The organism is Flavobacterium daejeonense DSM 17708, from assembly GCF_000425425.1.
Classification (GTDB): domain Bacteria; phylum Bacteroidota; class Bacteroidia; order Flavobacteriales; family Flavobacteriaceae; genus Flavobacterium; species Flavobacterium daejeonense.
The window spans coordinates 49356-61556 of the sequence record NZ_AUDK01000019.1 but is presented as its reverse complement, the minus strand read 5'-3'; the positions used below and the strand labels follow the sequence as shown (position 1 = coordinate 61556).

The 12201-nt window shown below is 35.0% G+C and carries 10 protein-coding genes; all 10 read right to left on the bottom strand.

The genetic code is table 11. The annotated features are described in order from the left end of the window. Positions 1–63: 63 nt before the first annotated feature. Entirely contained in the window at positions 64–942 is an 879-nt protein-coding gene (locus tag H599_RS0113290; RefSeq protein ID WP_026714583.1) for a CheR family methyltransferase, read from the bottom strand. A gap of 3 nt (positions 943–945) precedes the next feature. Beyond that, the gene (locus H599_RS0113285; protein WP_026714582.1) at positions 946–1941 is read right to left on the bottom strand and encodes a glycosyltransferase family 2 protein; all 996 of its coding nucleotides are present in this window, start codon (positions 1939–1941) and stop codon (positions 946–948) included. A gap of 321 nt (positions 1942–2262) precedes the next feature. Beyond that, on the bottom strand, positions 2263–3792 hold the full coding sequence (locus H599_RS0113280) for a glycosyltransferase family 2 protein (protein WP_026714581.1): 1530 nt from the start codon (positions 3790–3792) through the stop codon (positions 2263–2265). 244 nt (positions 3793–4036) lie between these two features. After that, the gene (locus H599_RS0113275; protein ID WP_026714580.1) at positions 4037–5206 is read right to left on the bottom strand and encodes a glycosyltransferase family 4 protein; all 1170 of its coding nucleotides are present in this window, start codon (positions 5204–5206) and stop codon (positions 4037–4039) included. Between the two features lie 436 nt (positions 5207–5642). Further along, entirely contained in the window at positions 5643–6521 is an 879-nt protein-coding gene (locus H599_RS0113270; protein WP_026714579.1) for a hypothetical protein, read from the bottom strand. A gap of 413 nt (positions 6522–6934) precedes the next feature. Continuing rightward, positions 6935–7318, bottom strand: a complete 384-nt coding sequence (locus tag H599_RS0113265; protein ID WP_026714578.1) for an endonuclease domain-containing protein — start codon at positions 7316–7318, stop codon at positions 6935–6937. Positions 7319–7460: 142 nt separating this feature from the next. Beyond that, positions 7461–8894, bottom strand: a complete 1434-nt coding sequence (locus H599_RS0113260; RefSeq protein WP_026714577.1) for an MBOAT family O-acyltransferase — start codon at positions 8892–8894, stop codon at positions 7461–7463. Between the two features lie 99 nt (positions 8895–8993). Continuing rightward, entirely contained in the window at positions 8994–10394 is a 1401-nt protein-coding gene (locus tag H599_RS0113255) for a glycosyltransferase family protein (protein WP_026714576.1), read from the bottom strand. Further along, complete coding sequence (gene neuC / locus H599_RS0113250) at positions 10394–11515, bottom strand: UDP-N-acetylglucosamine 2-epimerase (RefSeq protein ID WP_026714575.1); 1122 nt, start codon at positions 11513–11515, stop codon at positions 10394–10396. The genes H599_RS0113255 and neuC overlap by 1 nt, the downstream gene beginning before the upstream one ends. A gap of 294 nt (positions 11516–11809) precedes the next feature. Further along, positions 11810–12130: a GIY-YIG nuclease family protein gene (locus H599_RS0113245; protein WP_026714574.1), complete on the bottom strand. Its 321-nt coding sequence runs from the start codon at positions 12128–12130 to the stop codon at positions 11810–11812. Between the last annotated feature and the right edge of the window lie 71 nt (positions 12131–12201).

The window sequence follows — 12201 nt, the reverse complement described above, 5'->3', positions numbered from 1 at the left end:
ATGCGTTTGGGGGTAATTGCGTGTATTTATTTTTGTACTCATACTCAATTCTCTCCAAGAAGACTATAAAAAGGCTATCTTTTTTTTTAATAAAACATTAATACTTCCGGCAGTTTGCTCTTCGAATGAAAATCTCTTAAAATCTTCATGAACATTTATTTTTTTAAATTTTTGGTATTCTAAGCTTTCCGGAACGCAAGAAGTATATTCAAGATGTATCATCTCAAAGTTTTGCTGTAATATTTCTAAATACTGAGGTAATCTTAAACGATTATGATAATCAAACTTTGTTTGTATCGCATCCCATTCCTGTTGACTGTATTTCAAAAAATCATATAAAGAAATGCTTTTATCACTATAAGCTCTATGGTCCCCTGGTGAAATCAGGTGTAAAATATAGCTGCCGCTTTTTAATTTATTTTCAAATGACTGATGCATCTTTTTTATATCCTTTGGACTTAGGTGTTCTAAAACAAAACGAGAGATGATAATATCTGTATCTTTTAATTCTCCTTCAGCCACATTGGTATAAGGAAAATAATTTACTTTTTCATTTAAATTAGAGTTCCCTGACAAATCACCAAACTGATTATTATACTTCTCTTCAAAAATTTTGTTTAATTCTTTGATACTTTTTTTCTTGTAATGCTTATTGATATCATAAGTTAAGACTTTTTTTACCGCAGCATCATGAACAAACAAATAGGGTAAAATGGGTGCCCATCCGGATCCTACCTCAACAATAATTTTATTCTCTAAGGAAATTTGCTGTTGGTCAAATATTTTTTTCATCAAACGATAAGAAGCCTCTGTAGATTTGATCTTATCCTCAATACTGAGCTTAGCAATCAAATCCTGCAATTGATGATAAATAAAATACCCCAACCGATCTGGAAGCCCATCTAATATTTTAAAAACACTTGTTTTTAGTCTATGATTCATTGTCTAATTTCCCGGTTTATTAAACAAAAGTTCTATCCAACCCAAAAAACGCCCTAAAGACTCTGTGAAAGCCGCTTTTTTATTTGTTGTTGTAAATGTATTTGAAAATCGGATAGCTGTTAACAATAATGTAATAGAATGCCATTTTAATTTATCTTTTAGTTGTGGATTGGGATTTTTTACTCTCCAAACATACCAGCCATTTCGTACTACCATTTTTCCATAACGGTAGTGATTGGGTCTGCCGGAAGGTTCGTGGTAATGTGATAATTGAGCTGCTGTATTCAAATACAATTTTCCTTTTTTAGCCAATCGCAATGAAAAATCAGCGTCTTCATACAAACCATAACCTTCAAAATATGTCGAAAATCGAATACTGTTAAATATTGATTTTTTGAAGGAGGAAACTCCCCCCATCAACATTTCCACCTTATATATTTTATTAGTTTGTGGTAAAAAACTCACACTTCGACCATGAGAAAATAAAGGCGAAAAACCAGGTGGTGTATCTGCATCCAAACCCAGCTTTTTACGCATCAGAAAACGGGAACTGTCTTTTCTTTTCCAACCGTCAAAATAAAATTCCGTTGGTTTTAATTTATAATTCTCTCCTAGCTGTTCCCATTTAATTTCATTTTTAATATAACCTCCCACAGCCAAAGCTTCCGGATGTTTTTGGTAAGTTTTAATTATTTCTTCAAAATAATTCTTTTCCAAAACGGTATCATCATCCAGAAAAAAGACAATTTCAGAAGTTTCAGCAACTTTGGAAATACCCAAATTACGTTGTCTGGTTAAACCTCTGTTTTCATCGGAAACTAAAATATACTTTAGATTTTGAAATGATTTTTGACTTAATGCTGTTTGCGTTTCCTGATTCACCGAACCGTCTATGATCAGAATTTCATCCGGATAGCGTGTTTGTTCCTGAACCGATTGCAACAATCGCAATAAGGGTTTCGGACGCATATAGGTGCAAACAATTAAGCTGAAATTCATTGTTTTGTTTCTATTTTTAATTAAAACCAATATTACAAAGATTTTTTTATTCGGGAGTAGTGTTTGGGTTTAATAAGTTGTGGGTTGTCAGTTTTGTTTAGTGGTAATTGAGTGCGTTTTATTTTTTTATTATGATTGTTACACACCTCTAGCCCCTTTTCAGTTGTGAGTTGACAGTTGACAGTTGTAGGTTTTTGTGTAGTGGTAATTGAAGATTTTTGTGCTTTGCCTCTTGTTTTTACACACCCCTAGCCCCTCTGGAAGATGGGAATGCGTTTAGTGGTAATTGAGGGAGTTAGGGTTTATTTTATAATTTTGTTTTCACTTTAACTTATTCGCCCAAAAAACACTTTGCTTCCATTGTTTTTGAAAGTTTTTATAATACAAAATAGGATTTTTTATTTTTTGAATTTTATAGTATTTTAAAAACAATACTATTTTGTATCCTAAAAGTTGTTGTTTTGTATAATGCTTTATCTTGAACAACATCACTGTTGGCGAAGGTTTAGGCTGTACAATATCGTCATCCCATGGTTTTTTCAGGATGGTTCGAAAGCCTCCCACAACTGCTTTAAGATGAGTTATTTCCGGTCTTGAACTAAATACAACATCAAGTCCCTTATTACGCAGTTGCATTCCAAAATCAGCATCTTCACCATATCCAAACTCAAAATGTAAATTATATTTTATTGCATCTATACTTTGCTTTTTAACGATACTACATCCTGAGCCAAAAGACGACCATTGAAAAATTCCTTCTTTCTTTTCTTTTTGAACATAATTAACAGCATAACATCCAAAAGTAATCTGACCAATTCCCAACTTTTTAATCCTATCAAAAGCCTCATTAAAAAAGTCTATGTGCAAGCGGATATCATCATCAGCCATAAACACCCATTCGCTTTCTACTTCATTCAAAGCCAAATTCCGTGCATTGCAAGCTCCTGCCTGATGAGTAAAAATATGTTTAATTGTAAAAGGCCAACTTTGATTTGTTAGGTAATCCAATTCGGAAAGACTATCAGGCAAAGGATTTTGCTCTACTATAATTACTCTTTTAGGCAAATGCGTTTGATTGGCTAAATCCTTTAACACATCATATAAATACTGTTTTCTCCCAATGGTCGGGATAATGACATCTATCGTTTTATCTAAAATGGGTTCCAAAGCAGATTGTACCGGAATATCTTCTAAATTCAATGCAGTCTTTTTTCTGCTTTGAAAAAAACAACCATATAAAAACGGAATGACAGGAAAACGTTTTTCAAACAGCATCAGATTTACAAACAATAACAACAGCCATCTTTTTTTATAATGCTGACTCACAAAACGGAATAAAATGTAGTGATTTGTACTTTCTCCCTTTTGTATTTTGGGTACAGGATTGGTGAGCAAACGGGGATCCGAATAACAAAAAAGTCCGGCCGGCATTCCTAATTTGGCTAGCGAATTGATAAAATAATCAAAACTTGTGTCTGTTTTTATTTTACTTCCAATAGTTTTTAAAACGGAAGCATGTACTCCGCCTGCCTCAGCACTCATGAGCCAGGTTGGGTAAGCAACCATTTTATTAATTTTGACAAAAGGGGATTCTTCGACATAACCAATAGCAACCGGAATATGACTTTGACCGAAAGAAGTCATGATTTTATGATGATGGAAAATGGATTTGAATTTTGAAAGATTCAAATAGGGTTTTAAATCCAGGTCGCACCAAATTAGCCAATCCTGCGGATATAATTCTGCTAAGTTATTTATTGTACCAGCAATCGTATGAGAAGAGAAAAACAAGTTTTCTTCATCTCTTATTACTTTAACAACTTTATTGTTTTTATGGTAGATTATAATCAAACTACTCTTTTTTTTTTAACCGCAAATTACGCAGATTAACACTAATTATTCTCTAAGCCGTTGGGTGAAATTATTAAAAATATCAATTCGGGTGTTTTTTTTGTATAGTGAAACGGAATAAAACTTCTCGATACAATCCCATCCAATAACGGAATCACTCGACGTGACGAAAAATTATCCTCAAAAACTAATTTTAGTCAACGGGTTATTTTCTATTAATCGTAATAGTTGATAGATAATTAGTTTATTCAAGCCGCTTGTCTAGATTTCTGCTTCCTACTTCTTTGTAAAACTGTATATTTTGCTGAACAATTGTATCGATATTAAAATGCTTTTCTACTCTTAATCGGGCAAGTTGTCCCATCTCCTGAGTCAGGGCATTGTTTTCGAGTAATTGTAAAATCCTTTCTGTAAATAAATTATGGTTGGCCGGATGGATTAAAAAACCACTTTCTCCATCAATTATTAGTTCCTGAGCCCAGCCGATATTGGAATTTACTACTGCTTTCTGCATCGCCATGGCTTCAATAGTGACCATTCCCAAGGTTTCTGCAAAGGTGGGAAACACACAAACATGGGCTTTTTGAATGTATTCCTGCATTTGGCCATAAGGTATTTTACCCAAATAACTTACTTTTTTCAAATCTTCCGGGGTAAATTGACTCTTCATCAATTCCCATGTAGAATTGGAATTGGTTTTTATATCGGGTGCATCACCTCCTATTAAAAGTAATCTGGCATTAGGAAACGCTGTTCGAACTTTATTGAAAATAGCCGGAAGTTCTAAAACTCCTTTTTTCCGAATGAGGGTTCCGGTATAAAGTAATAATCCTGTTTCCAATTGTTCCGGTTCGAGATTTTGAAACAAAGCTAAATCCAGTCCGTAATGAATGGTCTTTATTTGCTTCTTTTTAATCTTGAATAATTTTTTTGATAATGCTCCTGCAAAGGCCGTAGGTGCAATGAAAGCTGTTGCATTTGAAACAGCCAGCTTTTCAAAAAAGAAATTCTTTCCTTTTTGTTTTCTTTGCTCCAAATGACAAAAATAGGTATCGCTGCCGTGAAAGCGAATAACCAACGGAATTTTGAATTTCATAAAAGCCGTAATTCCAGTCCAATCAGGGGCTTCCAGTATCTCAATTTTCTCTTTTTCAATTACTGCCTTACAATATTTCTCAATATGTTTGCGATGCCTATACCAGCCTAAGATGCTGTATTTTTGATTTTTAATCAAATGGATTGTTGATCCGTTCTCCGCTATAATTTGATTTTCTTTTTGCCCATAAACCAATACGGTAACCTTCAGTCCTTTTTCCACCAAAGCCATAACCAGATTTTTAATACTGGTACCTATTCCGGCTGCGTGAGCTATTTTAGCATGAGGATATTCGGGTGTTAAAAAAGCGATGTGCATGTGATGGTTTCTTTATGCAATGATATGAAACTTCGTTGTAATTTAATAATTATATTGAGTTGTGGGTTGTCGATTATCAGTTGTAAGTTGTAAGTTGTGGGTTTTGTGTGGTGGTAATTGAGGTGGTTTGGGATACCTTATGATGATTGCTACACACCCCTAGTCCCTTTTCAGTTGTGAGTTGTGAGTTGTGGGTTGTGGGTTGACAGTTGTCGGTTTTATCTAAGGATAATTGAGAAATTTGTGATTCCCTTCCGTCTTTCACACACCCCTAACCCCTCTGGAAGAGGGGAATACGTATAGTTGTATTTGAGTTTTTTTTTGTGCTTTGCTTCTCGTTTTTTACACACACTCAGCCTCTCTGGAAGAGGGGAATGCGTTTGAGTAAAATGAGAGAGTATGCTTTAAAAATGAAGATAAAGTATCATCTTTTGGACTAGTTGGAGAAAAAATCCTGAAGGATTCTGGCTGTAAATATTTTAGCGCCATTGGCGTTCATGTGTCCACAAGACGAAAAATATTTATCTGCTGTTACTACCTTTTCATAATTGTGGATTTCAGGGTAGGCTTTTTTTACTTTTTCGAAATAGTCTATGCCTTTGGTGTTTTCACACATAGGTGTCATTACCGCAATAAAGTTAATTTTATTGGCTACGCAAATTGCTTTTATATCTTCGTAATATTTATTTTTTAAGGGTTTTAGAGTACTAATATCATTTTTCATCCTCCCTTTTTTATTTTGTTTCAGGGCATGAAATCCTCCTTTATCCAAAACATTGGTTGATTGGTTGCTTAATGTCTTATAAAATTCTCTGAAACCGATTAATTCATCAAAATTAACATAGCGATAAAAAGGGATATAATACAGGCTATTAAAATCGGGTTCTTTGGAAAAATGCTCTTTTATAATTTCAGAACGGTGTATATAGGGTAAAAAATTAGCCGCCACCGTTTCGGAACGTTTTTCATTAGACAAATTTAAATCGGCTTCCAAAATGACCGTTTTGATTTTGTAATGGCGTTCCATCATTAGTTTCAGCAGTAAATCGGCTTCGAATAAATGTCCGCCACTGATACCGTAGTTGAAGGTTTTCAGGCCTTTTTGTTCGAACATTTCGGAAACAAAATGGTTGTTGGCACGGGAAGAGCCCAAAATTACGACGTCATAATTTCGGTTTTTGGAATTATAGACATCCTCTATTTTGTTTCGGTTATTGGAATGTGCATATACGGTGGTATAGGCATAGTCCAGCAGTACTGCTAAAAGCAGGATGATGATTATGGTTTTAATTGTAAAAAGTATGAATTGTTTCATTTGGTTGTAATTGTTTATTTTTTTCTTTCCCCGCCCTAAAGGGTGGGAAAAAAGCAGAACTTTTTCATTTCTTTTCTGCCCCTGCCCCTAAAGGGGAAAAGAAATTAGGACTTTATTATTAATCATGAACGCTTTGAATTTCCGGCTCCCTTTAGGGTTGGGGAAAACGAAAATTTGGCTCTTTTAACTCCTTTCTAAAAAACAAATCATTAATTTCTTTTTTCTTTCCCCGCCCTAAAGGGGAAAAGAAATTAGGACTTTATTATTAATCATGAACGCTTTTGAATTTCCGGCTCCCTTTAGGGTTGGGGAAAACGAAAATTTGGCTCTTTTAACTCCTTTCTAAAAAACAAATCATTAATTTCTTTTTTCTTTCCCCGCCCTAAAGGGTGGAAAAAAGAAATGGGACGTTTTTATTTTATATAGGTTTTAATTTTTTCAACAACATTTGGTAAATTTAATAGTATCTCTTCATTAGTAAACCGGATTACTTTTAATCCCTGAAATTCAATATCTGCTGTTCTTTTTTTATCCAAGATTTGTTGTTCTTCATCCAAGTGATAGCCTCCGTCTATTTCAATTACTAATTTTAAAGCATGGCAATAAAAATCAACTACATAAATACTAAGCGGATGTTGTCTTCGAAATTTATATCCTTCAATCTGATTATCTTTTACAGCTAACCACAACTTTTCTTCTGCTTCCGTTTGATTTTCTCTTAACTTCTTTGCGTTTGAAAAAATCTCTGGAGATGCCCCTTTCCACATATTATCGGATAGATTTTTATTTTTTGCCATAAGAATATATTTTAAAATTATATAATAATTTCTTTTCTACCCCAGCCCTAAAGGGGAAAAGAAATTAGGACTTTATTATTAATCATGAACGCTTTGAATTTCCGGCTCCCTTTAGGGTTGGGGAAAACGAAAATTAAAACCATTAAAACTGAAAATAAATAAATTCCTTATAATCAGAATAAGTCCCTAGAGCTATAATTGACGTTAGGCAAAGTGCTAATTTTACAGTTTGGTATTTGCCGGAAATGGGTTCTTCTTTAGTGCGATGGTTCCATTCGACGGCTACAAAAGCCAATAGCATCAATAGTAATTCGTAATTGTAGCGTTCGTTAGCTAAATATTGGGAGGCAAAAACTCCGTTGGTGAACATTTTTTTCAAATATAAAAAAGCATCGGTAATGGTACTGGCTCTGAAAAATACCCAGGCCAGGCAGCTCAGCGCAAAAGTGAGCAGGATGTTGGCTACTACTTTTACGGAATTCCAACTTTTGTCTAAAACTACCGTATCGATATTATTACGATTGGACTTTCGCAATAACAAGGGCAGGAAATACAAAGCATTGATAAATCCCCAAACAACATAGGTCCAATTGGCGCCATGCCAAAATCCGCTTACCAAAAAGATGATAAAGGTATTTCGAATTTTCATCCACATTCCGCCTTTGCTGCCTCCGAGGGGAATGTACAAATAATCACGAAACCAGGAAGAAAGAGAAATGTGCCAACGACGCCAGAATTCGGCAATGTCTCTGGAGAAATAGGGATAGTTGAAATTTCGCAACAACTCTAATCCGAATAATTTAGACATCCCCAAAGCCATATCGGAATAGCCGGAGAAGTCTCCGTAAATTTGGAACGCAAAATAAACGGCTCCCAAAATGAGTGAGCCGGAATTCATCGACGGATAATGGTCGAAAATGGCATTGGCATAGGTGGCACAGGTGTCGGCAATTACGACTTTTTTGACTAATCCCCATAGCATTTGGTAGATTCCGGCCTTGGCCTGTTCGAAGTTAAAGCTTCTTTTTTCTTTTATTTCCGGCAATAAATGCGTGGCTCGTTCGATAGGTCCGGCGACCAACAGCGGAAAATAACTCACAAAAAGTGAATAATCGACAAAGTTGTATTCGGCTTTGATTCTTTTGTAATAAATATCAATTACATAGGACAATCCATGGAAAGTATAAAAAGAAATCCCCACAGGTAACACTACATCCAATAAGAATGGTGAAGTTTTCAATCCGAAACCATTGGCTAATTCTGCAAAAGAAGTCGTGAAAAAATTATAGTATTTGAACATGCCCAGAAATCCCAGATTGACTCCGATACTGAGCCAAAACCAGAATTTGCGTCCGCTTTCCTTCTGACTTTTTTCAATCCGGATTCCGGTGTAATAATCCAAAAAGGTGGAAAAAACCAACAAAAACAAAAACCGCCAGTCCCAACAGGAATAGAAATAATAGCTGGCAATAATCAACAGCGTATTCTGCGTAGTTTTGTTTTTATTGAACACAAACCAGTATAGCACAAAAACTATTGGGAGGAATATGGCAAAAGTTAGGGAGTTGAAGAACATTTTAGTAGTGAATGGTGAGTTGTGAGTTGTGAGATGTGAGATGTGAGATTTAATCCTTCGACAAGCTCAGGATGACACAGAAGCAAACATTATTTTAAATTAAATTTCATTAACTATCTTATCAATGGCATCCCATATTTTTTCTGAGGCTTGGGTGGGATTTTCACCGGCTATGATTTGGAACCATCTTTGAGCATTTGCAACAATCTCCCCTGATTTTTCTAATCCTGATTTAATTTTAGCTGCTATTTCATCAGCCGAACTCAACCAAATCACACTTTTTTTATCAGGCATTGAACGAAAATGAACATAGTTGTATATTTTTGATACTGACCAGGATGGATTTTTTTTATTGCTTACATCATAATTTATAAAAGCGCAACTTTTTTTATGAACGGCATAATCGAATACCATAGATGATCCTAAATTTATAACCATTTCGGAATGAAAGATTGTATTGAGTTGTAAATCTAAATCTTCCTGAGTAGGCAAAACCGTATTCCAGCCTTCGCCTATTAATTCCCACTTGGGGGCTATCGGCGTGATTATGTCTTTATTCTTTTGCAAAACATTATCAAAACGATTCGAAAAATCAACTGGACATCTTCTGAATATAATTCCTAAGGCTGCCCCTTCCTGATTTAATAGTCGTACTGCTGCTGCGACATCATCTAAATACTGTGGATCATCAGGACAAGTTGTAACATCATCTCCTGAGTAACAAATGTATTTTTTTTGAGAATTCAATTGATGCCATTCAAAAAATTGCTCTTTAGAAACTATTTTATGGGTATTAAAATGACTCTCAAACTGAGGGGTTCCGGTAACCAAAATCTGACTTTCTTTAATATAGGGATAATAATACAACAGCTCTTTTTTCATATAATTACTCCAAACCATATAATAATCGGTCTCCACAACCATTGTTGCCTTGGGTAAATTATCCCAGGAAAAAATAAAAGTAGCGGTGGGAATCCCTAATTCCTGTGCTGCCAACAATGGAGCTACGGCCAAAATGGGACGTTGATTCGTACATAAAACAATAGCCGGTTTTTCTCTTTTCAGGGTTTCTAAACACTCTTGAAAATAATGCGTTTTACGTTCCTTTTCTTTTAAATTTTCACGAATCCGCTCTAAACCGCTATCAGAAGTATGTGTCGCAATTAAAAACTGAGTTGCCACATTTTTAACCGCTGATTTAAGTGTTTTATAAGTAAAGGGAAACCGATAGCTGTTGTACACCTCATCATTTCCTTTCCGAATATTTAAATTCAGTTCAATATGTTTTCGGGCATTTTTAAATATATCTGCTAACGGACTTGCTTTTGCCTTATTAATTTTAATTTCCGGGAATCCTAAATCGGATAAGTTAAAAGGGGTATTGTTCCAATAAATTATAGAGAAGCCTTTTTCCTTACCCAATTTATAGAAATCAGTGTAAGCAAAATTTCGAAGCCCTATTCCGTCCGGCAGGAGAATCAATACTTTTTGGTTCGCCATTAACTATCTCTAAATTGTTTTTGATGATTAAGCTTCCAAATATCCGATTTTTGAAGACATTCTAAAAATAATTGATCACTATTTCCCTGTCCGAAATCACTATTGGTCACTTTTACTCTACTGGATTGCACTTGAGCTAAAGCTTCTTTGATACTCTTTTCGGTATAATCGGCATGGATAATATCAGCATGAACAGCTCTGTTTTGCTGTCTTGTACCGATATTGATAATTGGGATACCATAATAAGGAGCTTCTCTGATTCCGGCACTGCTGTTTCCTATAATAAAACAGGCGTTTTTCAGAAGGGTTAAAAAATATTCAAAGCGTAAGGACGGAAAAACTCTAAATCGCTGATTGGTTTTTAATTCCTTATAAGCATCCCTAATACAACGGCTTCCTAAATCATTGTTTGGATAAATCACCACATAATTTTGATGGTCTTCTAACAGTACCTTCACAAAGGTTTGTGCATATTGGTGCATTTCCATAATCTCTGTGGTAACCGGATGAAACATTACCACAGCATATTCCTCAAAATCTATATTGTAATAGGTTTTGACAGTTGGCAAATCCGGTAACTGATTGGAAAACATACTATCAATATCCGGAGAACCGATGATAAATACAGCTTCCTGTATTTCTCCCATTTGTATCAATCGCTTTGCTGCCTGATTATTTGATACAAAATGAATATGACTTAGTTTACTAACGCTATGCCGAATTAATTCGTCCACCGTACCCGAAATTTCGCCACCTTCAATATGGGCTACTAAAATATTATTTAAGGAACCTACTATGGCTCCTGCTAATGTTTCTACCCGATCGCCATGTACCACAACCATATTGGGCTGAATGGCTTTGCAATAGGCCGAAAAACCTTCAATGGTTTTAGCTAGTGTTAAATCCATCGTGGTTTCGTGAGTATAATTTACAAACGTATGTATGTTATTAAATTTACAACGTTCAATCTCTATTAGTGTATAGCCGTATTCCTCTTGCAGGTGCATACCGGTTACAAAAACATGAACTTCAAATTCAGGGTTTTGCTCCAAAATAGTAATTAAGGATTTTATTTTTCCAAAATCAGCACGGGTTCCGGTAAGAAATACTATTTTTTTCATTCGTATGGGTTTCCTTGGGTAATTTGATTTTTAAGAATCTCGACTGCGCTCGATTTGACAGCTCGACTGCGCTCGATAAAGCAAAATTAACTCTTAAAAACTATTTCAATTATTAAAGTTTTCTTTTTAAATAGGGGTCTCGACTGTGCTCGACCTGACACCCGATTTGACTCTCAAAAAAAATATGTTTAAATTAGAACTAATGCTCTGTCACGTCGAGCGCAGTCGAGACGCCTTTATTTCTTATCTAATAAATTATCAACATTTGGACGTCGAGCGCAGTCGAGACGCATTTTATTCTTCATCTGGCTTGTATTTATGATGTGTGGCATTTCTACATTCAGCCAAACTCTGTAATTTATCAAAATTCTCATCTATTAAACATTGTTTTTTGGCTCGACTCCATTTTTTTATTCTCTTCTCAAAAGTAATGGCTTGATTGGGATCTGTAAAGTCCTGATAAAAAACTAACTCAACTGGTCTTCGAGAATGTGTATAAGCCTCCGGATATTTCCCCGCATTGTGTTCCATTATTCTTCTTTCAAGATCAGATGTGATTCCGACATATAAAGATTCGTCCTTGCACTTCAATATATATACAAAATAAAATTTCATCTGTATTCATTTTAAATCTCGACTCCGCTCGATTTGACAGTTCAATTATAATCGAGTAAGCAAAATTAACT

Excerpts from the sequence above, each read along its gene's own strand:
- H599_RS0113285 (WP_026714582.1), bottom strand. The coding sequence starts at position 1,941 with ATGAATTTCAGCTTAATTGTTTGCACCTATATGCGTCCGAAACCCTTA.
- H599_RS0113260 (WP_026714577.1), bottom strand. The coding sequence starts at position 8,894 with ATGTTCTTCAACTCCCTAACTTTTGCCATATTCCTCCCAATAGTTTTT.
- H599_RS0113275 (WP_026714580.1), bottom strand. The coding sequence starts at position 5,206 with ATGCACATCGCTTTTTTAACACCCGAATATCCTCATGCTAAAATAGCT.
- H599_RS0113265 (WP_026714578.1), bottom strand. The coding sequence starts at position 7,318 with ATGGCAAAAAATAAAAATCTATCCGATAATATGTGGAAAGGGGCATCT.
- neuC (WP_026714575.1), bottom strand. The coding sequence starts at position 11,515 with ATGAAAAAAATAGTATTTCTTACCGGAACCCGTGCTGATTTTGGAAAA.
- H599_RS0113255 (WP_026714576.1), bottom strand. The coding sequence starts at position 10,394 with ATGGCGAACCAAAAAGTATTGATTCTCCTGCCGGACGGAATAGGGCTT.
- H599_RS0113290 (WP_026714583.1), bottom strand. The coding sequence starts at position 942 with ATGAATCATAGACTAAAAACAAGTGTTTTTAAAATATTAGATGGGCTT.
- H599_RS0113270 (WP_026714579.1), bottom strand. The coding sequence starts at position 6,521 with ATGAAACAATTCATACTTTTTACAATTAAAACCATAATCATCATCCTG.
- H599_RS0113245 (WP_026714574.1), bottom strand. The coding sequence starts at position 12,130 with ATGAAATTTTATTTTGTATATATATTGAAGTGCAAGGACGAATCTTTA.